General features: G+C 62.3%; 22 protein-coding genes. 13 read left to right on the forward strand and 9 right to left on the reverse strand.

What is annotated here, in order from left to right; genetic code table 11:
- Positions 1–23 precede the first annotated feature (23 nt).
- From ACOYQJ_RS00365 to ACOYQJ_RS00405, 9 genes are all read right to left on the reverse strand, one after another.
- On the reverse strand, positions 24–536 hold the full coding sequence (locus tag ACOYQJ_RS00365; RefSeq protein WP_422904009.1) for an NUDIX hydrolase: 513 nt from the start codon (positions 534–536) through the stop codon (positions 24–26).
- Between the two features lie 188 nt (positions 537–724).
- A complete protein-coding gene (locus tag ACOYQJ_RS00370; protein ID WP_422904010.1) occupies positions 725–2,254 on the reverse strand; it encodes a UxaA family hydrolase in 1,530 nt (509 codons plus the stop codon).
- Positions 2,251–3,894: a tannase/feruloyl esterase family alpha/beta hydrolase gene (locus ACOYQJ_RS00375; protein ID WP_422904011.1), complete on the reverse strand. Its 1,644-nt coding sequence runs from the start codon at positions 3,892–3,894 to the stop codon at positions 2,251–2,253. Before ACOYQJ_RS00375 ends, ACOYQJ_RS00370 begins: the two co-directional genes overlap by 4 nt.
- A gap of 36 nt (positions 3,895–3,930) precedes the next feature.
- Positions 3,931–4,656: a ribonuclease activity regulator RraA gene (locus ACOYQJ_RS00380; protein WP_422904012.1), complete on the reverse strand. Its 726-nt coding sequence runs from the start codon at positions 4,654–4,656 to the stop codon at positions 3,931–3,933.
- 18 nt (positions 4,657–4,674) lie between these two features.
- Positions 4,675–5,574, reverse strand: coding sequence for a dihydrodipicolinate synthase family protein (locus ACOYQJ_RS00385; RefSeq protein WP_422904013.1), 900 nt, complete (start codon positions 5,572–5,574; stop codon positions 4,675–4,677).
- Positions 5,574–7,304 carry an L-arabinonate dehydratase gene (gene araD, locus ACOYQJ_RS00390; RefSeq protein WP_422904014.1) on the reverse strand — a complete coding sequence of 577 codons (1,731 nt, stop codon included), beginning with the start codon at positions 7,302–7,304 and terminating at the stop codon, positions 5,574–5,576. Before araD ends, ACOYQJ_RS00385 begins: the two co-directional genes overlap by 1 nt.
- Positions 7,305–7,314: 10 nt before the next feature.
- Positions 7,315–7,437, reverse strand: a complete 123-nt coding sequence (locus ACOYQJ_RS00395; RefSeq protein WP_422904015.1) for a dihydroxy-acid dehydratase — start codon at positions 7,435–7,437, stop codon at positions 7,315–7,317.
- Positions 7,438–7,447: 10 nt separating this feature from the next.
- Entirely contained in the window at positions 7,448–9,523 is a 2,076-nt protein-coding gene (locus ACOYQJ_RS00400) for a TRAP transporter large permease subunit (protein ID WP_422904016.1), read from the reverse strand.
- A gap of 162 nt (positions 9,524–9,685) precedes the next feature.
- Positions 9,686–10,729 carry a TRAP transporter substrate-binding protein gene (locus ACOYQJ_RS00405; RefSeq protein ID WP_422904017.1) on the reverse strand — a complete coding sequence of 348 codons (1,044 nt, stop codon included), beginning with the start codon at positions 10,727–10,729 and terminating at the stop codon, positions 9,686–9,688.
- 194 nt (positions 10,730–10,923) lie between these two features.
- Here ACOYQJ_RS00405 and ACOYQJ_RS00410 point away from each other — a divergent pair, with 194 nt between their 5' ends.
- From ACOYQJ_RS00410 to ftsA, 13 genes are all read left to right on the forward strand, one after another.
- Positions 10,924–11,652 (forward strand): GntR family transcriptional regulator, encoded by a 729-nt coding sequence (locus tag ACOYQJ_RS00410; RefSeq protein WP_422904018.1) that lies wholly within the window; start codon positions 10,924–10,926, stop codon positions 11,650–11,652.
- A 97-nt stretch (positions 11,653–11,749) separates the two neighbouring features.
- Positions 11,750–12,976 carry an NAD(P)/FAD-dependent oxidoreductase gene (locus ACOYQJ_RS00415; RefSeq protein ID WP_422904019.1) on the forward strand — a complete coding sequence of 409 codons (1,227 nt, stop codon included), beginning with the start codon at positions 11,750–11,752 and terminating at the stop codon, positions 12,974–12,976.
- A 135-nt stretch (positions 12,977–13,111) separates the two neighbouring features.
- The gene (locus tag ACOYQJ_RS00420; RefSeq protein ID WP_422904020.1) at positions 13,112–13,678 is read left to right on the forward strand and encodes a helix-turn-helix domain-containing protein; all 567 of its coding nucleotides are present in this window, start codon (positions 13,112–13,114) and stop codon (positions 13,676–13,678) included.
- 156 nt (positions 13,679–13,834) lie between these two features.
- On the forward strand, positions 13,835–15,001 hold the full coding sequence (gene ftsW / locus ACOYQJ_RS00425; protein ID WP_422904021.1) for a putative lipid II flippase FtsW: 1,167 nt from the start codon (positions 13,835–13,837) through the stop codon (positions 14,999–15,001).
- Positions 15,002–15,135: 134 nt separating this feature from the next.
- On the forward strand, positions 15,136–16,254 hold the full coding sequence (locus ACOYQJ_RS00430) for a UDP-N-acetylglucosamine--N-acetylmuramyl-(pentapeptide) pyrophosphoryl-undecaprenol N-acetylglucosamine transferase (protein ID WP_422904022.1): 1,119 nt from the start codon (positions 15,136–15,138) through the stop codon (positions 16,252–16,254).
- A gap of 13 nt (positions 16,255–16,267) precedes the next feature.
- Positions 16,268–17,677, forward strand: coding sequence for a UDP-N-acetylmuramate--L-alanine ligase (gene murC / locus ACOYQJ_RS00435; protein WP_422904429.1), 1,410 nt, complete (start codon positions 16,268–16,270; stop codon positions 17,675–17,677).
- A gap of 89 nt (positions 17,678–17,766) precedes the next feature.
- Positions 17,767–18,951: an APC family permease gene (locus ACOYQJ_RS00440; protein WP_422904023.1), complete on the forward strand. Its 1,185-nt coding sequence runs from the start codon at positions 17,767–17,769 to the stop codon at positions 18,949–18,951.
- A gap of 88 nt (positions 18,952–19,039) precedes the next feature.
- Positions 19,040–19,291 (forward strand): DUF2484 family protein, encoded by a 252-nt coding sequence (locus tag ACOYQJ_RS00445; protein ID WP_422904024.1) that lies wholly within the window; start codon positions 19,040–19,042, stop codon positions 19,289–19,291.
- An 80-nt stretch (positions 19,292–19,371) separates the two neighbouring features.
- Positions 19,372–19,644, forward strand: coding sequence for a hypothetical protein (locus tag ACOYQJ_RS00450; RefSeq protein WP_422904025.1), 273 nt, complete (start codon positions 19,372–19,374; stop codon positions 19,642–19,644).
- 41 nt (positions 19,645–19,685) lie between these two features.
- Complete coding sequence (murB, locus tag ACOYQJ_RS00455) at positions 19,686–20,606, forward strand: UDP-N-acetylmuramate dehydrogenase (protein ID WP_422904026.1); 921 nt, start codon at positions 19,686–19,688, stop codon at positions 20,604–20,606.
- Between the two features lie 154 nt (positions 20,607–20,760).
- Positions 20,761–21,681: a D-alanine--D-alanine ligase gene (locus ACOYQJ_RS00460; RefSeq protein WP_422904027.1), complete on the forward strand. Its 921-nt coding sequence runs from the start codon at positions 20,761–20,763 to the stop codon at positions 21,679–21,681.
- A 29-nt stretch (positions 21,682–21,710) separates the two neighbouring features.
- On the forward strand, positions 21,711–22,574 hold the full coding sequence (locus tag ACOYQJ_RS00465) for a cell division protein FtsQ/DivIB (RefSeq protein WP_422904430.1): 864 nt from the start codon (positions 21,711–21,713) through the stop codon (positions 22,572–22,574).
- Positions 22,574–23,902 carry a cell division protein FtsA gene (gene ftsA / locus ACOYQJ_RS00470; RefSeq protein ID WP_422904028.1) on the forward strand — a complete coding sequence of 443 codons (1,329 nt, stop codon included), beginning with the start codon at positions 22,574–22,576 and terminating at the stop codon, positions 23,900–23,902. The genes ACOYQJ_RS00465 and ftsA overlap by 1 nt, the downstream gene beginning before the upstream one ends.
- Positions 23,903–24,082: the final 180 nt, after the last annotated feature.

Genomic DNA, 24,082 nt, shown 5'->3' on the forward strand with positions numbered 1-24,082 from the left:
GTGATCTGCGTTGTTCTGGTCGCTCACGACTGGGCCTCGCTTTTGTTTTTGGGCATGGGGGCAGGGTTCGTGCCCCTGATCTGTTCGGGGAACTCAAGCAGCAACGCGCTCAGGTCCGGTTCATTGACGCGTTCGGCGGCTTCTTGAGCCGAGACCCACTGCCGGGTGCGTTCACCGGCTTCGGGGAAATCCTGACTCAGGCTACCGACTTCGATTGCATAGACATCGACATCGGTGTCAACCGGCACACCGCCCGAGGTGATCTTGGGATAACGGTAGCGGCCGACCTTTTTGGGCGGCTTGCTGGTCGGCTTGACGCCAGCCTCTTCCCAGGCTTCCATCACGGCGGCGCCGCTGGCTTTCAAGCCCGCCATGGGCCAGCCCTTGGGCAGGATCCAGCGCCGCGTCTCGCGCGAGGTAATCAGCAAAACCTGCAGCCCCTCGGGCGCTGCACGATAGCAAAGCCCGGCCACCTGAAACTGCGCGGGGCGGCTCAGGATAGGAAGGATGTAGTTTTTCCAGATTGCCGGAAACATGGATTCAGACGCCTCTTTGACCGCGCCGGTAACGGTTTTATGACAAAAGGGCAATGGCGCGGCTCGCGGGACAGGGTCAAGGTGTCACACTTGCGCCGCGCCGCGCATTGGTTCGACATAGCCGATGCCGGACGTAAATGCCGAACTGTATTGTATCACCCCAAAAAAGTCGCGGTGGGACAAGCTGCTTACCCCGTCACGCCGATCGGCCAGGGGGCGAATTCCTCTTCTCCGACGCCAAGGTCTTCGCTTTTGGACTTTTGCCCTGAAGCAACGGCAAGGATCATCTCGAAAATCTCCTGCCCCATCTCTTCAAGCGTCTTTGTCCCGTCGATGATCGGACCGCAGTTGATGTCCATATCGCCTGCCATGCGCGTGAACATCGGCGTGTTGCTGGCCAGCTTGATCGTCGGCGCGGGATACGAGCCAAAGCACGAGCCGCGCCCGGTGGTAAAGCAGATCAGGTTTGCGCCGCCCGCGATCTGACCCGTCGCGGCGACCGGATCATAGCCCGGCGTGTCCATGATCACGAGGCCCCGTTCGGTGACGGCTTCGGCATATTTGTAGACCGCTTCGATCCCGGTCGAGCCGCCTTTCTTGGCGCCGCCCAGAGATTTCTCGATGATATTGGCAAGGCCGCCCTGCTGGTTGCCGGGGCCGACCACGCCCTGCATCTGCACATCGCGGCCATCGGTATAATTCAGCCACCACTGGATGCGGTCGAGCAATTGGCGAGCTACGTCTTCGTTGCGGGCCCGGGCGGTCAGGGTGTGTTCAATACCGTAAAGCTCGGGGGTTTCCGACAGGATCGCGGTGCCGCCGTGCTGCACCAACAGGTCGACAGCGCGCCCCAGCGCGGGATTGGCCGATAGTCCCGAAAACCCGTCTGATCCGCCGCATTGCAGCCCGATCCGAATATGTTCGGCAGACACCGGCGCGCGTTGGATGGCATTGGCCTGCGCCAGCATCTGGCGGATCAGCGCCTTGCCTTCGTCGATGGTTGCCTTGGTGCCACCCAGTGATTGCATGCGCAGGGTTTTCAAGGCTTTGCCCGCTTCAAGTGCGGTATCCGCAAAGAACCGTTCCAGATTATTGCGCTCGCATCCCAGCGAGCAGACCAGCGCCCCGGCGATATTGGGATGGCGGATGTATCCGGCCAACGTGCGGTGCAGCAGATCCATGGGCTCGCCCGTGGCCTCCATGCCGCAACCCTGTTGGTGTACAAAGGCAACCACGCCATCGACGTTGGGATAGTCCTCAAGACGCTCATCGTCGAAGTAATCGGCAATCTTGCGGGCCACAGTCGCTGCGCAATTCACGGTGATGAAGACGCCAAGGTAGTTGCGCGTGCCAATGCGCCCGTCGTCCCGGGTATAGCCCATGAAGCTCGCGCGCTGATCCTCAGGCAAGAGCTGTGCGGGCAGATAGTCCTGCGCAAAGCGATAGTCTTTTTGCACCTCGTCCATCAACACATTGTGGCTGTGCATCCAGGTGCCGGGCAGAATGTCGTCACCGGCATAGCCGATCACGGTATTGTACTTCAGAACCGGGGCGCCTTTGGCAATTGCTTGCGTGGCCAGCTTGTGCCCAAGGGGCACGTCCTGAAGCGCGGTGATGGCTTCGGCCGGGACGGGGGTTCCTTGAACCAGATCAACCCGGGCAACAACGACGTTGTCGCGCGGATCGAGTCGGATTACGGGAGAGGCCCCCTTGGTCATTCGCAGGCAAAGCTCGCGGCGCTTGAGGCATCGCCGCCTTTGTAGCGCGCGACCTGCGGGTAGGGGCAGAGCTTCCGGGTGATGTCGCCCAAGGCAGCCTGCGCTTCGGCATTATCCTTGGTCACGCCAGCGATGATGGCGCCCGGTTCATTGCCGTTCTCGACCCAGTCGACCAAGGGCGTGAGCACGTCGTAATCGTCGGTCGAAGGGCCTCCGGCCCCATGAGGCATGCCGGGATTGCGGTAGAACAGCGCAAACTCTTCGGCATTGCCGCCGTTGTTGGCGTCCAGCTTTTCGTACCAACGGGCGGTGTCGCGCACGGAAAACACCGGATCGCTTTGGCCATGCAGGATCAGCATCTTGCCACCTGCGGCTTTGAATTCGGTCAGTTTGGGATCATCCAGCCCCGGCGGCGTCATGAAGTCCATGGCGCTTTCGGGGAAGCTTTCGGTCTTGGCAAAGATCTCGTCCGCGCGGGCGGGTATGTCGAAATCCAGCAGGAACTGTTCCAGTTCCTCCGGGCTGCCCCCGACGGGTGTCGGGGGAGTCGTGAAAATCTGCGCAAGTGATGACGCGCCCATGACCGCGATGATCGGCTTGTTGCTCCAGGGCGGGATCGGGCTTTCAAGCTTCCAGAAACGCCAATTGCCCGAGGCGATACCAGTGTCCCATGCCCAGTCGGAATAAAGCTGTTCGCCATTCGCGTCTTTTGGTCCGGCATGGATGGTTTCCAGCGCAGAGGTCTGATCGGCGCTCAGGCAGGCCGAGTTCTGGCCATCCGAGCAGGTCAGAGACGCGGGGTCGAATGCGCTTTGGCAGGCATTGCTGTCGGCGATCAGCCCGTCTTTCAGCCCGTCGAGATCATCGCAGGCCTCAAGCAGTTTTGTGGATACAAAATTCAGATCGTCGCGACTGAAGGCGGTTTTCAGATCGTCGCTGACGGATCGGAAGGCCTGCACATCCAGCGCATGTTGAAGCGCCGCGCGCGGCAGGTTGAAACCGGGATAGCCGATCAGAAGGCCGTCGAACATTTCGGGATAGCGGGCGGCAGCGACCATGGCGTGGCGTCCGCCGTTCGATCCGCCGATGCCGTAGGAATAGGCGATGGGCTTGCCGTAATACCCCTGCACCAATGCCTCGGCCACCGGGTTCAGATCGCGCACGGCCGTATAGCCATAGGCGGCGCGGGCCGCAGGGTCCAAGCCGAACCGAGAGCCGCCCGCAAGACCGAAGTCCTTGAATTTGCTGCCGTCATGGCCTGCGTTCGACGACACCACCGCATAGCCGCGCGCCAGCGCGGTGTCGGCCTTGTTGCCGCTGATCAAGGGGCCAAAGGCCGGTTTGACCTCGCCATCGTTGCCGCCGTTCAGCTGGTGGACAAAGCGCCCGTTCCAGTCGTCGGGCAGACGCAATTCGAACCCCAGCGCATAGTCCATGCCGTCCGCGCCGGTGCGCTGGTTCATCTCACCGGTAACGCGGCAATGGGGAAGGGGGCTGTCCTCGCCTGCGGGCAGCGCCTCGGCGGCGGTGATGGTGACGCCCTCCTGCGCAAAGGCCTGTGCCGTGCATTCGGCAGCCAGTGGGCTGGCCAGAGCGGTTGCGGCCAGAACGCTGGCCATGCCGTGAAATCTCAGTGTCATTTCCGTTCTCCCTGATTGCAGCCCGAGAAGCCCGTTTCAGCGTCCGTTTTCGGCCCGCCATTTTGCGAATTTCTCGAGGTTCTCTTCCTTGGTCGCCGGGTAGAGCCCGATGATCGTGGCGCCACCTTTGACCTGTTCGACGACAAAATCTTCGTAGGCTGTCATCTCTATCGCCTCGGCGGCCACCTCGTCAGCCATATGGGCGGGGATAATGATGACGCTGTCATCGTCGCCCACCACGATATCGCCGGGAAAGACCGGTGCATCGCCGCACCCGATCGGCACATTGATGTCGATGGCTTCGTTGATGGTCAGGTTGGTCGGGCTGGAGGGCCGGTTGTGATAGGCGGGCATGTCGAGTTCGGCGATCCGCATGGCGTCACGAAAGCCGCCGTCGGTCACGACCCCAGCCGCGCCGCGCATCATCAGGCGGGTGATCAGGATGTCGCCAGCACTGGCCGCCGTGGCATTCTTGCGGCTGTCCATGACCAGCACCGCGCCCTCGGGGCAGGTTTCGATTGCGTGGCGCTGCGGGTGCTTGGGATTGCGGAACTCGGCCAGTGTGTTGCGGTCTTCGCGGGCGGGCATATAGCGTAGGGTAAAGGCCGGGCCGACCATGTTCTTGCCCTTTTGGGACAAAGGGTGCACGTCCTGAATGACCTGATTGCGCAGGCCGCGTTTGTAAAGCGCGGTGCACAAGGTGGCGACCGAGACCTGTTCCAGTTTTGCCTTGGTTTCGGAGTTCAGCGGATGATCAGTCATATGGATGTTCCTTGGCGATCAGGCCAACAGGCCGTTGTCTTGCATGAATGAATACAGAGTTGCTGCCTGCGTTCCAGTCAGCGGCCAGGCGCCGGGCGGGCGCACGGCGCCGCAGTCCAGACCTTGCAGGGCGAGGGCGGATTTGACGCCGGTCACATTGGTGCCGCCCATCTCTTCGGCCCGGACGTCCTCGAACAGGCGCATCCCGGCGATCAGCGTGTTGGCCTGCTGGTAATCGCCTGCATTCAGCGCATCGCGGATCGCGACCGAGCGTTCGGGCCAGACATTGATCAATCCGCTGGTAAATCCGCGTGCACCCACGGCGCAAAGCGGCGGAGCCCAGACCTCGGCCAGACCGCCGACCCAGATCACATCCGGGCTGGAGGCGTCGATGGCGCGGGCAAGGTTCATTGGATTGGGCGTTGCCCATTTGACACCTGCGACGCCGTCGATCGCGGTCAGCCGGGCGATGGCATCGGTGCCGATGGCGTCATTGCGCAGGTACAGCATGGCGGGCAGGCCATCGCCCGCCTCGACCACGCGTTTGACGTAATCCTCAAGCCCGCGCGGGGCGACAAAGGGATCGGGTGTCTGGTGGATCATCAGGGCATCGGCGCCCACGGATTTCGCATGGGCGGCAGCACGCGTCGCCTCGCGGATGCCGCGCCCGATCCCTGCAAAGAGCGGCACGCGGCCCGCCACTAGCTGAACGGAGTGTTCCGTAAACAACTGGCTTTCCGCTTCGTCCAGCGCATAGAATTCGCCGGTGTTGCCATTGGCCACAAGGATATCGACCCCGGCGCCTATCGCGCGGTCGATGATCGGGGCCAGACGCTCCGGAGCCAATTCCCCCACACTGTCGTAAGGCGCAACAAGGATGCCGGATATGCCGGTCAGGGCCATGCGGATGCGGTTCATCAGTTGATCTCCGGTTCCGGCACTGGTCCGCCAAAGTCCGTGCGCAGGAAGTCGAAGTCACAGCCCTTGTCCGCCTGTTCGACATGTTTCGAGAACATCTGGCCGTATCCGCGTTCATAGCGCGGCGAGGGGGCTTGCCACTTGGCGCGGCGGGCCTCCAGTTCGGCATCCGACAGGGCGACATTCAGGGTTCGGTTCGGGATGTCGACCTCGATGATATCCCCGGTTTCGATCAATGCCAGAGGTCCGCCGATAAACGCCTCGGGGGCGACGTGCAGGATGCATGCCCCGTATGAGGTGCCGGACATCCGCGCATCGGACAGACGCACCATGTCGCGGTGTCCATCCTTGAGCAGAGCCTTGGGCATCGGGATCATCCCCCATTCAGGCATGCCGGGGCCCCCCAGCGGCCCGGCATTGCGCAGCACCAACACATGGTCGGGCGTCATCGGATAGTCTTCGTCGTTGATGATGGTTTTCAGCTCGGCATAGCTGTCGGCGACGATGGCGGGGCCTTTGTGGGTCTGGAACTTGGGGTCCATGGCGGCGGGTTTGATCACCGCGCCATCAGGGGCAAGGTTGCCCTTGAGAACCGCCAGAGAGCCTTCGTGATAGACCGGGTTCGACAGCGGGCGGATCACGTCATCATTGTAATTGACCGCCTCGGCGATGTTTTCGCCCATGGTCTTGCCGTTCACCGTCATCACCGACAGGTCCAGCTTGTCGCCGAGTTCCTTCATCAGCGCGGGCAACCCGCCGGCGTAAAAGAAATCTTCCATCAGGTATTCTTTGCCCGAGGGGCGGATATTGGCCAGAACGGGCGTGGCATGGCCGATCTCGTCGAGGTGGTCCAGTTCCAGCGGCACCCCGGCACGGCGGGCCATGGCGATCAGGTGGATGATGGCGTTGGTCGAACAGCCCGTGGCCATGGCGACCGTCACGGCATTGCGCGTGGATTCCCAGGTCATGATCTTGTCGGGGGTCAGATCCTCCCAGACCATTTCAACCGCGCGTCGCCCGCAGGCGGCGGCCATGCGTTTGTGCGCGGCATCGGGGGCCGGGATCGAAGAGGCCCCGGGCAGGGTGAGGCCCCAGCCGTCGGCAATGCTCATCATCGTGCTGGCGGTGCCCATGGTCATGCAGGTGCCATAGCTGCGTGCGATGCCGCCCTGAACACCATCCCATTGGTCCTTGGTGATGGTTCCGGCGCGGCGTTCGTCCCAGTATTTCCAGACGTCGGTGCCGCTGCCCAGCTTTTCGCCCGCATAGTTGCCGCGCAGCATGGCGCCCGCGGGCATGTAGATGAAGGGCAAGCCCATCGAGACCGCGCCCATGACCAGCGCCGGGGTGCTCTTGTCGCAGCCGCCCATCAGCACTGCCCCGTCGATAGGGTGCGAGCGCAGGGTTTCCTCGACCTCGAGCGCGCCCATGTTGCGATACAGCATCGAGGTGGGTTTCAGGAACTGTTCCGAGAAGGAATGCACCGGCATTTCCACCGGTGTGCCGCCCGCCTGCAAGATCCCGCGTTTGACCCATTCGGCGCGGTCGCGCAGGTGGTGGTGGCAGGGGGACAGGTCAGACCATGTGTTGATGATGGCGATGACGGGTTTGCCTTCCCAGTCATCGGCGGTCCAGCCCATCTGCATGGCACGCGAACGGTGCCCCATGGAGCGCAGATCATCCGGCGCGAACCAACGGGCGCTGCGCAGGTCTTCGGGTTTCTTTGTCATGGTGGGCTCCTCAGGAAATCGGTTGGGCGAAGGTGAACATCAAAAAGATGATCAGTCCAGCCAGGACCAGCCCAAACAACCAGGGCCAGATGCCATACCCGTTGATGTCGTCATGTGAATCGCGTCCGATCATTGGGGTTTCCTCAATTCAGCAGTTCGGGAAGGAAGAGGGCGATTTGCGGGAACATCATCACAAGGAACAGGCCGATGATCTGAAGCCCGATAAAGGGCAGCACCGCGAGAAAGATTTCCTGCAGGGTGACGTCCTTGGGCGCGACCGATTTCAGCCAGAAACAGGCGGGGCCAAAGGGCGGCGACAGGAAGTAGATCTGGATGTTCATTACAAAAAGGATGCCAAACCAGATTTTCGCCTGATCCTCGGTCAGACCCAGTTCGGGGGCCAGTGTCATGACCACGGGGGCAAAGACCGGCACGGTGATCAGCACGATGGCGATCCATTCCATGAAGGTGCCCAGCACCATCAGGATCAACATCATCACGAGCACCGTGCCCATGGCGCTCAGGCCGAGGTCAAGGAACAGCGAGCGCATGAATTCACCGCCCCCCACAAGGTTGAAGATGCCGACAAAGGACACCGCGCCCAGCACCAGCCAGATGATCGTGCCGACGGTTGTCATGGTGCCCAGCAGCGCTGCCGACAGCACATCCCACTTGAACTTGTTGCGTACCGCCGCCACCACCATCGCTCCGATGCAGCCCACAGCCGCAGCCTCGGTCACCGAGGCGACACCGCCATAGATCGAGCCCATCACGGCGGCGATCAGCAAGATGCAGAGCAACACGGCGGTCAGACGTTCGCGCGACAGTTTCTGTTCGGACCCGGTCATTTCCGCCACTTCGGCAGCGGTCGGGGCAAGACTGTGGTTCAGGTTCACCCGGATCAGTACGTAGCCAGCGTAAAAGATCGCCAGCATGACGCCGGGAATGGCCCCGGCCATGAACAGATCGCCAATGCCGACCTCGGCGCTCAGGCCGTAGACGATCATGATGATCGAGGGCGGGATCAGCGTCGCCAAGGCGCCCGATGCGCAGATCAGACCGATGGTCAGCTTGCGGTCATAGCCAAGGCGGAACATTTGGGGCAGGGCGACAAGGCCCAGCATGACGATCTCGCCGCCCATGACGCCGGACATGGCGGCAAGGATCACGGCGACGACGGTGGTTTGCACCGCCACCCCGCCGCGCAGGTTTCCGGCAAAGACCGACATGGCGTCGAACAGGTCTTCGGCAATGCCCGCCCGCTCAAGGATCGAGGCCATGAGGACAAAGAACGGCACCGCGACAAGGCTGTAGTGCTCCAGCAGGCCCACGGCGTTCGAGGACACAAGGAAAAGCCCGCGCGGCCCGAAAAAGCCGATCGCCATGATGACTGAAACCGCCAGAGTGACGATGCCCAGCGGCATGCCAGTCATCATCAGCGCGATCAGCAGCACCACCATGATGATCGAGATTGTGCCCAGATCCATCTTGCGCAATTGCAGAGCCTTGGACGGGTCCATTTCCTTGCCCAGACCGGTGATGAAATCGGAAAACACGCTGGCAATCTGCACGTCCATCACGTGCGACAGGAAGGCAGCGACGAAGTAGACGATGAAATAGGCCCCGACGGCCTTGATCAGCCAGCGCGCCCAGGACACCTGCACATGCCGGTTCAGGTTCATCATCAGCTGCGCCAGATACATGAAGGCGCCGGTGACCATCAGCCCTTTCATCATCATCGGCAGCGGAGAGTTGAAGGCCGAGCCGGATTTCTCGACCCGCATGACGCTGTCATAGGCACGGATTGAAGCATCGGTCAGCAGCATGTAAAGCGCCGCAACACCCACAACCATGGCGAACAGGTCCAGCCACCAGCGCTGGTTGCGACTGGCCAGCCCGTGGATCACGGTGATGGCGATATGGCGTTGCTTCATCGTGACGTAGCCCGCCGACAGCATCCATGCGGCGGCGACGGTGACCATCACGGTCTCAAAGGCCCAGAAGGTCGGCGCGTTCAGCGCGTAGCGCGAGAAGACCTCGTAAAGCGTCGCCAAAGCGGCCACGAGGTAAAAGCAGGAAATGGCGATGCCCGAGATATGGCTGACGTGTTCGACGATGGTATAGTCGTCGCGGCTCAGATCGGCTTCCTCGTGCAGTGGATCCTGTGCGCCAATCTCGATTTCGGTCTCTTCCAGCGCGTTGTCTATTGTCCGCGACATGGCTCCCCCTCCGGTGTTGTCCGGGTGGCCCGGATCTGTGTTGTTTGGTGTCGACCTTTGGATTTTCCCGAACCGGGCGGTCTCCGGCACCTCCCGGCCAAGCCCCTTCAGGCGGCCGGGAGGGCAAGTGTCAGGTCCCGGGGCGGCCCCGGGACGCGCAGGTTACAGCAGGCCAGCTTCTTTCATGAAGGCGATGTGCGAGTCGTAGACTTCCTTCGCCAGCGGGCTTTGCGCTGCGAAATCGGCCCAGGCTTCCTGAGCGATCTTGCGGAAGGCGTCGCGCTCGGCCTGCGGCCAGTCGATCACTTCCAACTCGCCCGCGGCCTTGTCACGTGCGACCAGTTGACGGTCGAGGCGGTCAAAGTACTGACGCAGACCGTTGTAGGCAGCCAGATACCAGGTTTCGAGCGCGACTTGTTCGGCCTCGCTCAGCTCGTCATAGACGGCCTGGCCGATGGTGAACTGCAGGATCGGTGTCGAATGGATGCCCGGGAAGATCGGGAACTTGGCGATCTTGTGCATGCCATTTGCGTCGTTGTTGGCATAGGCCGAGTTGTCCGCCGCGTCGATCACGCCCTTTTCCAGCGCGCCGTAGGTTTCAGAGCCGGACATCGACACCGGGGCCGCGCCGACACGCTTGAAGACATCGGCTGCCAGCCCTTCGGGCGAGCGCACCTTGACACCTTTGAAATCGGCCACGCCGCGGATCGGCACCTTGGACACAAACGCCTCGCGGGCATAGGCGCCGCAGCCGATCACGTGGACGCCGCCGTCATAATGCGCGTCAAACAGCTTTTGCAGCATTTCCTTGCCGCCGCCCTGCGCGCAATAGGCCTGGATCTGGTCGGCGCTGTCATAGCCCGCAATCAGATCGCCCATAAGGGCAAAGGCCGGATCGATGCCTGCGAAATAGTTGATCGAGGTGAGGTCGCCGTCCAGAATGCCTACGCTGATCGCCTCGGCGGTTTCGCGGCGCGGAACGACAGCATCGACAGGCAGCAGTTCGACGGTCAACGATCCGCCGGTCATGGCTTCGAGCTTTGGCACCCATTCCTTGTTCAAATAGGCCAGCGAGGCATGGCTGGCATTGGATGACGTCTGGATTTTCAGGACACGGTCTGCCGCGTCAGCGGCGGTCGCCGCGATTCCCATCGCCGAGACCATCAAGGCCGCTTTGGTAAATCCGTTCAGAAGATTGAATTTCATGAGGTTCCTCCCTTTGGGTTGTCACAATTGCCGGGCAAGCACTCCTCCTGCTGTCCAGCTTGACGAGTCAACTGATATATTAGTACATTAAAGTGGTCAACGTTGCGGTTTGCAACCGACCCGGGGATTGGTGCAAAGACTTTTCCGGCAGGGGCGAGCCCTGCGACGGAGGCAGAGAAAAAGGGCAATCACAGGTGAGCCAGAGCCAGTTTGTATCGGAATTGACGCTATCACACGGCGGAGCAGAAGCCGCGTCGGTTCCAGCCTCGCAGGCGGCTTATGACGCGCTGCGCCGCCGGATTATCACGCTTGACCTGCCACCGGGCGCGGTAATCTCTCGTAGCGAGGAGGCCGAGCAGATGGGCGTCAGTCAGACACCGATCCGCGAGGCGCTGCAAAAGCTCGAACAGGATGGGTTGGTTCGTATCGTGCCGCAATCGCGCACCACCGTCCGCCGGATCGACGTCAAGCAACTGCATGAAACCCATTTCCTGCGCGTGGCCGTCGAAAGCGAAGTGGTGCGGCAACTTGCGCAAGGCGGTCACAAAGACAACCTGCGGCGGGCCCGCGCGGTCTTGCACATGCAGGGCGCGTTGGTCGGGGATACCGACCAGATGGACATGTTCGATGCGCTGGATCGCAGTTTTCACCTGACCTTGTTCGAGGCGCTGGGCATGGGCCGTTTGCACGCCATGCTGGCACGGCAGTTGGGGCATCTGTCGCGGTGCCAACGTCTGGACCTGCAGCGCGACGGCAAGATGGCGGACATCATCGCCGCGCATACGGCGATCATCGATGGCATCGACGCGGGTGATCACGATGCCGCAGTCGCGGCGATGCGGGCGCATTTGTCCGGTACGATCCGCAGAGTGCCGGATTTGCAGGATGAATTTCCCGATTATTTCACCACCGGCGCCGATTGACGAGGCTTGATCCCCCTGCCAGTTTGCGCGGCGGTTCAGCTAAGGTTTATCGATGGACAGCCTCTCACTCTGGAACCTGAGCGCGCAAGAGTCGCCCATGGATACAGCCGCCGAAGCGCCTGTTGAGGGCGCGCCCGACGTGGTGGTGATCGGCGCGGGCTATACCGGCCTGTCGACGGCGCTTTTCGCGGCCGAGGGGGGGCTGTCGGTGCATGTGCTCGAGGCGCAATGCGTCGGATACGGCGGCTCGGGGCGCAATGTCGGCCTGGTGAACGCGGGGCTTTGGGTGCCGCCGGACAAGCTGCTGGACACGCTTGGCCCCAAAGTAGGCCCGCGCTTTCTGGAATTGTTCGGCAAGGGGCCGCAGGCGGTCTTTGATCTGATCGAAAAGCATCAGATCCGCTGCGAGGCGCGGCGCGAAGGGTCGATCCATGCGGCGCATTCCCCCGCCGGGCTGCGTGATCTTCAGGGCAGGCATGTAGCCTGGCAACGGCTTGGCGCGCCGGTCGATCTGCTGACCCGCGAGGAAACCGCCGAGCGCACCGGCACAGACTTTTACCACGGCGGGCTTTTGGACCGCCGCGCGGGCAAGCTGAATCCGATGGGTTATGCGCGCGGGCTGGCACGGGCGGCGCGTGGTGCAGGCGCGAGGATCAGCACCGGTGTGCCAGTCACGGGCTTGAATCGTCACGGCGACATCTGGCGTGTCCAGACCGGTCAAGGCGTGCTTGAGACGCCTCAGGTGGTGATGGCGACCAACGCCTATGGCGGGACATTATGGCCAGCGATGCAACGGGCCTTTTCCACCATCCATTTCTTTCAATTGGCTACCGAGCCTTTGGGGGCGGCGACCGAAGCCGTGATGCCCGGAGGGCAGGGGCTTTGGGATACGGCGCCGGTGATGACCTCACTGACGCGGGATGCTGCCGGGCGCGTGATCATCGGCTCGATGGGGCGGATGATCGGCACGCCGGATAGCGGGGTCAGCGCGCGCTGGGCGCGCAGGCGGCTGGCAAGGTTGTTCCCCGATCTGGGCGATGTGCATTTCGTCGAAGGCTGGGATGGCAAGATCGCAATGACGCCGGATCACATGCCGCGCATCTGCCAGCTTGCGGACGGGCTTTGGACGCCGATGGGGTATAACGGGCGCGGCATCACCACGGGCACCCTGTTCGGCCGCGCCTTGGCCGAAGTTCTGGCGGGTGCGCCGCACGACCACTTGCCATTGCCGGTGACTTCTTTGCCAAGGTTGACCGCTCCGGGGCTGCAAAGCCGCTTTTACGACCTGGCCTTTACCGCCAATCAGGTGATGCGCGGGTTCTGACGCCCGATCGGCCTCACGTAATGTGTTCAAAGCGCTCAAAAGCTGACAGTTCCGTGACATTTGGCCAAATTGTTTTGCCCGCATTGCAGTCGGCAGCGTAGCCTGAATCGCGGGAACCGTTCCCGATGAGAGCACATGACTATTGAATTGACATCACGACTGTCCGAATGCCTTTCCGCCATGCGCGCCGAACGGAATTGGACACTGGATCAACTGGCCGCGCATAGTGGGGTCAGCCGGGCGGCGCTGTCGCGGATCGAGAACGCTGAAGTCAGCCCCTCGGCAGAAGTGCTTTCCCGGCTGGCAGCGGCCTACGGGGTCACACCCTCGCGCATTTTGGCCATGGTCGAAGAGGGCTTTGCCGCGCATCTCAAACGCGACGATCAGCCGGTCATGCGCGAGCCGGCATCGGGCTATATGCGCCGCACGGTTTCCCCGTCTTCGCGGGCGCTGGCCGGAGAGGTCTTTGAATGCCGTCTGGCGCAGGGATCGCTTTGGCGACAAAAGGCGCCCGCCGTGCCGGGGCAGGAACATCATCTGGTGATGATTTCGGGCTATATGCGCGCCGAGGTTGACGGGCGCGGGTTTGACCTGTCGCCGGGGGACGCGCTGCGCTTTCGCCCCTATGGCGCGATCAGCTTTTCCACGGCTCAGGGGCAGGGGGCCAAGTACCTGCTTTGCTTGGTCTCCTCCATTGGCTGAACGCCAGCGCCGGAATTGGGTGACCCCAAAAGCGGCGCTTGGTTTGGCCATCCACTCCGACCGCTCAGAAAAGCTGGCCTCACGTCCAGAAATGCGCTAACATTTGTCCCAGACCCGGAAAACCGGGCGATTTGAGGCAGTACGAGCGGTGTTCCCATGACGGAAATGGTCTATGGCACGGTGCCGGTGCGCGATGGCGAGCCGGTTTTCCCGAAATGGTGGCGGACGGTGGACAAATGGACCCTGTCTTGCATCCTGATGCTCTTTGGTGTCGGTATCTTGCTGGGATTGGCGGCCTCGCCCCCATTGGCCGAGCGCAACAACTTTGCCCCCTTCCACTATGTCCAGCGGCAGGCCTTTTTTGGCGGGCTGGCGATGATCGCGATGTTTCTGACCTCAATGATGACGCCCGTAATGGTGCGACGACTTGCGGTTCTGGGCTTTCTCGGTGCCTTTGTGGCGCTGGTGTTCCTGCCGTTCTTCGGCACTGATTTTGGCAAGGGGGCGGTGCGTTGGTATTCGCTGGGCTTTGCCTCGGTGCAACCATCGGAATTCCTCAAGCCGACCTTTGTGATCGTGGCCGCGTGGCTGATGGCGGCTGCGCAGGATCTGGGCGGCCCTCCCGGACGGCTGTATTCCTTTTTCCTGATGGTGGCGATTGTCCTGATGTTGGCGGTGCAGCCGGACTTTGGTCAGGCCTCGCTGATCCTGTTCGGCTGGGGTGTGATGTGGTTTGTCGCCGGTGCCCCCATGCTGCTGCTCATGGGGCTGGCCGGGCTGGTCGTTCTTGGCGGCGGTTTTGCCTATAACAACTCGGAACACTTTGCCCGCCGGATCGATGGCTTTCTAAGCCCCGAGGTCGATCCCACCACGCAGCTTGGCTATGCCACAAACGCGATCCGCGAAGGCGGCTTTTTCGGCGTTGGCGTTGGCGAGGGGCAGGTGAAATGGAGCCTGCCGGACGCGCATACGGATTTCATCATCGCCGTCGCCGCCGAGGAATACGGGCTGGTTCTGGTTCTGGCGATCATCGCGCTTTACACGACCATCGTTGTGCGCTCGATGATCCGCCTTATGCGGGAACGTGACCCCTTTATTCGGCTTGCCGGAACAGGGTTGGCCTGCATCTTTGGCGTTCAGGCAATGATCAACATGGGTGTCGCGGTGCGGCTGCTTCCGGCCAAGGGCATGACGCTGCCCTTTGTCAGCTATGGCGGATCTTCTTTGATTGCGGGGGGCATCGCGGTCGGCATGCTACTGGCCTTTACCCGGACGCGCCCGCAAGGCGAGATCGGGGATATCCTGCGCGGCCGGTTGCGCTGAGCGCAAAGCGCCAGCGTCTTGGGCCACAAGACGACACCGGGGATGCGCGAAAAGGCGCCGCTTTGGGGCCAAGGATGGACGGGGCGGTGCACCTGTTGTACTGGCCCGCAGTAAAGTGGTGACGGAGTGACGTGATGAGCGAGCGCAAGCCCCTGTTGGTGATGGCGGCCGGTGGCACGGGCGGGCATATGTTCCCGGCCCAGGCCTTGGCCGAGCTGATGCTGCGCCGAGGCTGGCGCGTCAAGCTGAGCACAGACGCGCGCGGCGCCCGTTATACGGGCGGCTTTCCCCATTCGGTCGAGATTGAAGAAGTGGCCAGCGCCACCTTTGCCCGTGGCGGCCCCTTGGCCAAGCTGCTGGTGCCGTTCCGCATCGCCGGAGGCGTCATCTCGATGGCGCTTCGGATGAGGAAAGACAAGCCCGACGTGGTGATTGGCTTTGGCGGTTACCCTTCGATCCCGGCCTTGTCTGCGGCCACGCTGCTGCGGCTTCCCCGGATGATCCACGAACAAAACGGTGTTCTGGGCCGGGTGAACAAGATCTTTTCGACCCGCGTCAATCTGGTGGCCTGCGGAACCTGGCCCACCGACTTGCCCGAAGGCGTCGAGGGGCGCCATGTCGGCAACCCGGTGCGCATGGCCGTCAAGGAGCGTATGGGCGCGGGCTATATCGCGCCCGGGCTTTACCCGATGTCGATCCTTGTGATTGGCGGTAGCCAAGGCGCCCGCATCCTGTCGGATGTCGTGCCGCCCGCAATCGCGTCTTTGCCGATGGAGGCGCTCAAATGGCTGCGAGTATCGCATCAGGCTCGCGATGAAGACGGCAAGCGGGTGGCGCAATTCTATTCCGAGAATGCCATCGACGCCGATGTGCAGCCGTTTTTCAACGACATCCCCACAAGGATGAGCGAGGCGCAGATCGTGATCTCGCGCTCGGGCGCATCGTCGGTGGCGGATATCAGCGTGATCGGGCGGCCTTCGATCCTGATCCCTTACAAACATGCGACGGGCGATCATCAGACCGTGAACGCGCAGGCGCTGACCGAAGCGGGGGCGGCGATCCGAATCCCCGAAAGCAAACTGACGGTCGAGGCGATGAGCGACGCCATCCTCTCGATCCTCGACAGTCCCAAGGGGGCCGAGCAGATGGCCCGGGCAGCTGTCAGCGTTTCCAAACCAGACGCCGCCGAAGAGCTGGCGCATATCGTAGAACAATTGGCGGAAGGGGCAGGCAATGAAGGATCTATCCATTGATCGGGGGACGGCTTTGAACGGTGCAACGAAACTTCCCGGGGACGTCGGCCCCATTCATTTCGTCGGAATTGGCGGGATCGGCATGTCGGGCATCGCCGAGGTGCTGCTGAACCACGGCTACGTCGTGCAGGGCAGTGACCTGAAATCAACCAAGATCACCCAACGGCTGGAGCAGCTGGGCGCGCATGTCTTTGAAGGCCAGCGCGCCGAGAACCTTGAAAACGCCGAAGTCGTGGTGATTTCCAGCGCCATCAAGCCGGGCAACCCGGAACTGGACGAAGCGCGCCGCCGCGGCATGCCGGTCGTGCGCCGCGCCGAGATGTTGGCCGAGCTGATGCGCCTGAAGTCCAACGTCGCCATTGCCGGCACGCACGGCAAGACAACGACCACCACGATGGTCGCAACGCTGCTGGATGCAGGTAACTTTGACCCGACAGTGGTCAACGGCGGCATAATTCATGCCTATGGGTCGAACGCCCGCATGGGGCAAGGCGAATGGATGGTCGTCGAGGCCGACGAGAGTGATGGCACCTTTAACCGTTTGCCCGCGACCATCGCCATCGTCACCAATATCGACCCCGAACACATGGAGCACTGGGGCACGATCGAGAACCTGCGTCAGGGCTTCTATGACTTCGTGTCCAACATTCCGTTTTACGGGCTGGCGGTGTGCTGCACCGATCACCCCGAAGTGCAGGCTTTGGTCGGCCGTGTCACGGATCGCCGCGTGGTGACTTACGGGTTCAACGCGCAGGCCGATGTGCGGGCGGTCAACCTGACCTACCTCAAGGGCGTGGCGCATTTCGACATCGAATTTCAGGCGGATGGCGTGACCCTGAAAGGCTGCACGCTGCCGATGCCGGGGGATCACAACGTCTCGAACGCCTTGTCGGCTGTGGCTGTGGCCAAGCATCTGGGCATGTCCGGCGAAGAAATCCGCGAGGCGCTGGCGGCCTTTGGCGGCGTCAACCGGCGCTTTACCAAGGTCGGTGAGGTGAACGGCGTCACGATCATTGACGATTACGGCCATCACCCGGTTGAAATCGCCGCAGTGCTCAAAGCCGCGCGTCAGGCCAGCGAAGGCCGCGTGATCGCCGTGCACCAGCCACACCGCTACACCCGCCTGCATCACCATTTCGAAGACTTCTGCACCTGCTTCAACGAGGCGGATGTGGTGGCTATCGCCGAGGTGTTTGCCGCCGGGGAAGACCCGATCGAAGGCGCATCGCGCGATGATCTGGTGGCCGGACTGGTGCGCCACGGCCACCGCCATGCCCGCGCCATCGTCAGCGAAGACGATCTGGAACGGCTGGTGCGTGAACAGGCGCAGCCGGGGGATATGGTGGTTTGCCTCGGGGCCGGGACAATCTCGACCTGGGCGAATAATCTGCCCGCAAGGTTGAGCGCCAAAGCGGCCAGCTGACCCGGCCATCCTTCAAGCACGGCTTGACCTGTGTCATGGATTGACCGGCGCGCTTCCGGCAGGGTCACATCTGGTTGGATGAGGGCGCCATGGCTGAGCAGTTGAAAAGGCGGATCGGCCCGGGTTTGCTGACCCTTTACGGCATCGGCATCATGGTCGGAGCAGGCATCTATGTTCTGACCGGAGCCGCCGCCGGAGAGGCCGGGCTTTGGGCGCCGCTGGCCTTTGTTCTGGCGGCGATCATCGCGGTGCCAACCGCGCTGACCTTTGCCGAACTCTCGGTGCGTATCCCCGAGGCGGCTGCCGACTCGGCCTATATCGAAAAAGGTCTTGGCCTGCATTGGCTGGCCATGGTCGTGGGCTGGATCAACATTATTGCGGGAACGGTTGCGGCGGCGGCGGTGCTGCGCGGCGGGGTCGGATACCTTCTGTCCCTGGTCGATCTGCCCTTCGTCTGGGCGACCGTCGGGCTTGGGCTGGCCCTGACAGCGATTGCTATCATCGGCGTGGTCGAAAGCCTTGCCTTCGCAGCGCTTCTGACGCTGGTCGAGGTGATCGGTCTGCTTTTGGTGATCGGCGCAGGCTTTGCCGGACCGCCCGTGGCGGATTGGTCGCTGCCTTTGCCAGCCCCGGAATGGTCAGGGGTCATGGCCGCGACGATCTTTGCCTTCTTCGCCTACATCGGCTTTGACGACATGGCCAACATGGCCGAAGAGACGCGCGATCCGGGCCGTACAATGCCCCGCGCGATCCTTGCCGCGCTGGCGGTAACGGGGCTGCTGTATTGTCTCGTGTCTTTGGCGGCGGTTCGCATCGTCCCGCGAGAGGTGCTTGCCGGGTCCGAGCGCCCCTTGGCGCTGGTCTGGGAGGCGGGCAGCGGCACCGCTTCGGGCTTTTTGTCAGCCATTGCCGTCGCGGCGGCGCTGAATGGTGTCTTGGCGCAGGTCGTCATGGCAAGCCGTGTACTGTTCGGGCTTGGCAAGCGGTCGCCGGTTTTGGGCATCTTCAGGCATGCGCATCCGCGCTTTGGGACACCGGTTCTGGCCTCGATTCTGGTTGGCCTGTCGGTGATCGGCGCGGCGCTGGCCTTGCCGGTTGCGACACTGGCCGGGATCACCAGTCAGGCGCTTTTGATCGTCTTTGCCATCGTCAACGCGGCACTGATTGCGTTGAAGCGTCAAGGCGGCCCGACGCCCTTTGACGTGCCGCGCTGGGTGCCTTGGTTGGGCCTTGTCGCCTGCCTAATGGCTTTTGCCGGATCTTTGTTGCCTTAACCCGTTGTCTGCACTGATTTCTGGCTTGCCTGACCCGGTCTTCCGGGGCATTGTAATGCTGCCGCCGGGGGATGCGGAGGGCTGGACGATGACACTTTCTTTGATACTGGCCTGTGCCTGGGCTGTTCTGGCGAACGTCCTTGGCATGTTGCCATCCAGGGACAACCACTGGAGACGGGCTTATCTGCTGATTGCCTTGGGCATTCCGCTGGTGGGCTATGTCACCTATGAAAACGGGCCATGGGTCGGGCTGATCGTGCTGGCCGCCGGGATGAGCGTGCTGCGCTGGCCGCTGCGCTATCTGGCCGTCTGGATCAAGCGGACCTTGAAACGCGCCTAGGCGGGGCCGGGTCAGGGATACCACACTTTCCCAAAATGCGGGCTTTCGCCATCCTTTGAGCATTCAGAGGGGGCCTCGCCATGCTTTTCGCTATTCCTTTCACCTTTATGTGTTTCGGCCTGTCCATGGGTTTTTTGCCCTGCCGCACCGGCCGGGGGCGATTGGCCGGGGTCTTTGCCGTTTTGCTGGGCCTCGGCTTTGCCGTGACGATGGCCATTGGCATTGCCGTACCGGGGCTTGATGGGCTGATCTTTCTTGGGCTGGCGGTTTTTGCGCTGGGCCCCGCTTTGGCGGCGCTTGGCGTTGGCGTTTTGATCGCCCGCTGGCCCGAAGGTGCGCCGCAGCCTGCGTGACGGGGCTTGCCCTTTTATTGCCCGCGTCTTAGCAGACGGATATGACCGAGCTTCCCCAAACCCGTGGGCGCCTGACGCCCAACCGCCCCTTGAACGATCTAACCTGGCTTCGCGTCGGTGGCCCGGCGGACTGGCTGTTTCAGCCCGCAGACCGCGAAGATCTGGCGCAGTTTCTAGCCGCGCTTGATCCGGCGATCGATGTTTTCCCGATGGGCGTTGGCAGCAACCTGATCGTGCGCGATGGCGGCATTCGCGCCGTGGTGATCCGCATGGGCCGGGGGTTCAATGCAATCTCTGTCGACGGCACGCGGGTGACTGCGGGCGTTGCCGCGCTGGATGCGCATGTGGCCAGGAAAGCGGCTGAAGCGGGCGTCGATCTGACCTTTCTGCGCACCATTCCCGGGGCCATCGGCGGCGCCGTTCGGATGAATGCGGGCTGCTACGGATCCTATGTCGCGGATCATTTCGTTGAGGCCACCGCCATCAGCCGTGCGGGCGAAGTGGTGACCCTGACCGCCAAGGATCTGAACTTTCGCTATCGTCAGAGCGATCTTCCCAAGGGCTGGGTGATCGTCGAAGCGGTGTTCGAGGGGGAGAAATCCGACCCCGAGGAACTGGCCGCACGGATGGACGCGCAGCTGAAAAAGCGGGATGAAACCCAGCCGACCAAGGACCGCACCGCAGGCAGCACCTTTCGCAATCCGGCGGGTTTTTCCAGCACCGGAAAATCCGACGACAGCCATGATCTGAAAGCCTGGAAAGTGATCGATGACGCCGGAATGCGCGGCGCGATACGGGGCGGCGCACAGATGAGCCCGATGCATTCCAACTTCCTTGTGAACACTGGCGAGGCAACCGCCGCCGATCTTGAAGGATTGGGCGAGGAAGTGCGAAAAAAGGTTTTCCAACACAGTGGAATAGAGTTACACTGGGAAATCATGCGGGTAGGTGATCCGGAATAGGATCCGCACGCAGGGCGAGTTTACTTGCTATTAACCATAAGGGCGCAGGCTCAATATCGGACCAAAGGTCCGGCGATCACAGGCAGGTCGCAATTTCAAACGGGGGCAAACCCCGGAAAACAAGGGGGACAACCCCCAGTCAGACGAGGCGGTTTTGGGAATGTCGAGCAGGACGCTCCCGAAAGTGGTGGTATTATTGGGTGGGCCTTCGGCAGAACGCGAAGTCTCTCTCAGTTCCGGGCGGGAATGTGCCGCCGCTTTGCGGGCTATGGGCTATGAAGTCACAGAAATAGATGCGGGCCCCGATCTGGCGGCGCGCCTTGAAGACCTGCGTCCAGACGTGGTGTTCAACGCGCTGCATGGCCGTTGGGGCGAAGATGGCTGCGTTCAGGGCGTGCTTGAATGGGCGGGCATCCCCTATACGCATTCCGGGGTTCTCGCTTCGGCCTTGGCAATGGACAAGGAGCGCACCAAGTTGGTTTACCGCGCCGCCGGACTTCCGGTGGCGGACAGCAGATTGGCCGACAAGGCCGAGGTCATGGCGGCTCACGTCATGCCGCCGCCCTATGTGGTCAAGCCCTACAACGAAGGATCTTCGGTCGGGGTATATCTGGTGAACGAGGCCGCAAACGGCCCGCCGCAACTCTCCGAGGATATGCCGCAGACCGTAATGGTCGAAGCCTTCATTCCGGGCCGCGAATTGACAACCACAGTCATGGGGGACCGCGCGCTTGGAGTGACGGAAATCCTGACCGATGGCTGGTATGACTATGACGCCAAGTACAAGGCGGGCGGATCGCGTCATGTCTGCCCTGCCGATCTGCCGGATGACATCACCGCCGCCTGTCTGGACTATGCCCTGCGCGCCCACCAGGCGCTGGGGTGCCGGGGCGTGACCCGCACCGATTTCCGCTGGGACGAGGCGCGCGGGCTGGGCGGGCTTGTGCTGCTGGAAACCAACACCCAGCCGGGCATGACGCCGACATCTTTGGCGCCCGAACATGGCGCCCTGATCGGGCTGAGCTTTGGCGAATTCTGCGCCTGGATGGTGGAGGATGCCTCGTGCAACCGGTAGAAGACCCAGATTTCGGCAGCACCCCGCAAATGGCGCGGCTTGATCCCAGTATCTCGCGCCTGAAATACCGGATCGAGCGGCTCATGCTGACGCCGCTATTTCGCTTTGGCCTGCGGGTGGTTCTGCCATTTTCGCTGTGCTTTGGTGGCGGCGTCCTTTGGTTCTCGATCGACGAAAACCGCGATGCTTTTAACCTGATGGTCTCGGACATCCGTTCAACCATCGAAAGCCGCCCCGAGTTTCAGGTCAAGCTGATGGCCATCGACGGCGCCAGTGTGGGCGTCGCCGAAGATATCCGCGAGATCCTTCCAATTGATTTTCCGGTCAGCTCCTTCGATCTGGACCTTGATCAGATGCACGACACGATTGTCGAACTGGACGCCGTCAAGAAGGCCAAGCTGCGGATCCAACAGGGCGGCACGCTTCAGATCGACGTGACCGAACGCATGCCTGCTGTGCTGTGGCGCCGGGATGCGGGGCTCGAGATGCTGGACGACAAGGGCTTTGTCGTCGGTCCCTTGCCGTCACGTTTTGACCGGCCTGACCTGCCGGTAATCGCAGGCGAGGGGGCCGAAGACGCGGTTGAAGAAGCGCTTGAACTGGTGGCGGTTGCAGGCCCGCTTGCCAGCCGGTTGCGCGGCTTCGAACGCATGGGAGAGCGGCGCTGGGACGTGGTGCTAGACCGCGACCAGCGCATCCTCCTGCCCGAAACCGGCGCCGTGCGGGCGCTGGAGCGCACCATCGCCATGGACGAGGCGGTCGACATGCTGACACGGGACATTTCGGTGGTCGATCTTCGACTACCACATCGACCAACCATAAGAATGAAAGAAAACGCCGCGCAGGACATGCTGCGCATCAAGGCGTTGGAAGCAGGCGGAGACCAGCGGTGATGATCGAGCTTTATGAATCCCAAAGAGCCATGCGCAACATGCGCAAAGCGGCGATGCAGCGGGGTGTGATCGCGATCCTGGACGTGGGCAGTTCCAAGATTGCATGCCTTGTCCTGCGCTTTGACGGCACGGACCCCAGCGACGAAGGTCTGGGCTCGCTTGCCGGGCAATCCGGGTTTCGGGTCATCGGCGCTGCGACCACGCGGTCGCGCGGGGTGCGCTTTGGCGAAATCCACGCCATGAGCGAGACCGAGCGCGCCATTCGCACCGCCGTTCAGGCGGCGCAAAAAATGGCGGGCATTCGCGTCGATCACGTCATTGCCAGCTTTTCGGGTGCCGATCCGCGCAGCTACGGTCTGGCCGGGCAGGTCGAGGTGCACGGCATCAACGTCGACGAACAGGACGTCGCCCGTGTGTTGAGTTCCTGCGACGTGCCGGACTTTGGCAATGGTCGCGAGGTGCTACATGCGCAACCGGTGAACTTTGCGCTGGATCACCGCTCGGGTTTGATTGATCCGCGCGGCCAGATCGGCAATGAATTGTCCTGCGACATGCACATGCTGACAGTCGATGCGCAGGCGATTCAGAACCTTGCCCATTGCGTCAAGCGCTGTGATCTGGAACTGGCCGGGCTTGCCTCGGCTGCCTATGTCAGCGGCGCGGCGGCTTTGGTCGAGGACGAACAGGAGCTGGGCGCGGCCTGTATCGACATGGGGGGCGGGGCCACCGGCGTGTCGATCTTCATCAAGAAGCATATGATTTATGCGGACGCGGTGCGGATGGGCGGCGACCACGTGACCAGCGATATTTCCATGGGGCTGCAGGTGCCCATGGCGACGGCTGAGCGGATCAAGACGTTTTACGGCGGCGTTGTCGCCACCGGGATGGATGACCGCGAGATGATCGAAATTGGCGGCGATACTGGCGATTGGGAACATGACCGCCGCACCGTCAGCCGCGCCGAGTTGATCGGCATCATGCGCCCTCGGGTCGAAGAAATCCTCGAAGAGGTGCGCGTGCGTCTGGATGCGGCGGGTTTTGACCACCTGCCGAGCCAGCAGATTGTTCTGACAGGCGGCGCAAGCCAGATCCCCGGCCTCGATGGATTGGCGTCGAAAATCCTTGGCCAGCAGGTGCGGCTTGGCCGGCCCTTGCGAGTGCACGGCTTGCCGCAGGCGGCGACGGGACCGGGATTTGCCAGCGCCGTTGGCCTGTGCCTTTTCGCCGCGCATCCGCAGGACGAGTGGTGGGATTTCGAGATCCCGGTTGATCGTTACCCGGCCCGCAGCCTCAAGCGCGCGGTGCAGTGGTTCCGCGACAACTGGTAGAACTTTGTGCTGTCAGGGCGGTGCCCCGGTAACTGGAGCGCCGCGTTGCGGTTTTAGGGGTGACGGGCGCGCAATGCCTTGTTAATGTTTTGGAAAGCTGCGCACGAATGACGCGGCGGGCGGGATGTCGGGCAGGCTCCCACTGAACAGCGTAGACGAAAGATTCGCCGCGAGGATTCT

It is taken from the genome of Pacificoceanicola algae (assembly GCF_049341065.1).
Classification (GTDB): domain Bacteria; phylum Pseudomonadota; class Alphaproteobacteria; order Rhodobacterales; family Rhodobacteraceae; genus Pacificoceanicola.